Source organism: Gordonia sp. AC31, assembly GCF_031844505.1.
GTDB classification, from domain to species: Bacteria; Actinomycetota; Actinomycetes; order Mycobacteriales; family Mycobacteriaceae; genus Gordonia; species Gordonia hongkongensis.
This window is the reverse complement of sequence record NZ_JAUZVK010000076.1, coordinates 1-1,456: the sequence shown is the minus strand read 5'-3', so window position 1 is coordinate 1,456 and position 1,456 is coordinate 1. Positions and strand designations below refer to the sequence as shown.

The 1,456-nt window shown below is 63.7% G+C and carries 1 protein-coding gene; it reads right to left on the bottom strand.

All coding sequences use genetic code 11. The features are described 5' to 3' along the window. Window positions 1-74: 74 nt before the first annotated feature. Window positions 75-1,313: an IS256 family transposase gene (locus Q9R39_RS24620; protein ID WP_191834672.1), complete on the bottom strand. Its 1,239-nt coding sequence runs from the start codon at window positions 1,311-1,313 to the stop codon at window positions 75-77. Between the last annotated feature and the right edge of the window lie 143 nt (window positions 1,314-1,456).

The following is a 1,456-nucleotide window of genomic DNA, read 5'->3' as shown; positions in this document are numbered from 1 at the left end:
GATAGCGCCCCTTGGGGTGGTGGACTTCGGACCGGCGTGAGCCACGCGTTGTGATCAACGAGTCGTGGTGAATGTTAGGCGATTTGGCGTGTTTCGTCGACTGTTTCGGTGGCTTGATGTTTGGCGGCGATGACTTTGCGAAGTTCGGCCATGCTGATGTCGGAGAGGTAGCGGCGGGTGACTTGCCACTCGTCGTGGGCCTCGATCACGACCGCGGTCGCCAACCGCAGGAACGCGGCGGGGTTGGGGAAGATCTCGACGACATCGGCACGGCGCTTGATCTCCTTGTTGAGCCGTTCGATGGGGTTGTTGGACCAGATCTTCTGCCAGTGCGCGCGTGGGAACGCGGTGAACGCGAGCACGTCGGGTTTGGCATCGGCCATCATCGCCGCCACCTTCGGGAACGACGATTCCAGGGTGTCGGCGACCTGGTCCCACTGCGCGGCGACCTCGGCGGGCTCGGTGTGAGCGAAGATGGTCTTGACCGCCGCGGTCACCACGGGTGCCTGTTTTGCTGACACCGCACCGTGCAGGTTCCGCATGAAGTGAACCCGGCATCGCTGCCACGATGAGCCGGTGAACTGTTGGGCCACAGCGGCTTTCAATCCGGCGTGGGCATCGGAGATGACCAGATGCACCCCAGACAGACCCCGCGCTTTGAGGGAGGCGAGGAATTCACGCCAGAACTCGAAGGACTCCGAGTCGCCGACTGCGGTACCCAACACTTCACGGGTGCCGTCGATCGACACTCCCGTCGCCACGACCAACGCTTGCGACACCACGTGGGCACCGACGCGAACCTTGCAGAATGTGGCATCGGCGAACACGTACGGGAACTCGGTGTGGGTCAGCGAGCGCTCGCGGAACGCGGCCACTTCCTGGTCGAGGCCGGCGCAGATGCGGGAGACTTCGGACTTGGAGATGCCCGAGGACACGCCGAGGGCGTTGACGAGGTCATCGACCGAGCGCGTGGACACGCCGTGGACGTAGGCCTCCATCACCACTGCGTGCAGTGCTTTGTCGATGCGTCTGCGTCGTTCGAGCAGGCTCGGGAAGAACGACCCGGATCGTAGCTTGGGGATCTTGACCTCGACATCACCCGAGGTCGTTGACACGGTCTTGGTGCGGTGGCCGTTACGGTGAGTCGAGCGTTCCGCGGAACGCTCATAGCGGCCGGCACCGATTTTCTCGCTGGCCTCGGCCTCGATCAGGGCTTGTAGGCCCGCTCGGATCAACTCGGCGAACACCGCGCCGGAATCAGCGGCCGTAAGTGCATCGAGCTGGGCGAGCAAGGCAGAATGATCGTGGGTCATCGCGTCGTGTGTCCTTCTGTTGAGTCACTGGGTAGGTAACTCACTGACCACTACGCGATGGCCCGCCTCAACAGGGGCACCGACACGCAACGTGACGGCCTCACCCCAGCCCCGAAACCCCACCACACCAGGGGACTCACCCG

What these genes read in the sequence shown, in the direction of transcription:
- Q9R39_RS24620 (WP_191834672.1), bottom strand. Translation starts at nt 1,313, where the DNA reads ATGACCCACGATCATTCTGCCTTGCTCGCCCAGCTCGATGCACTTACG.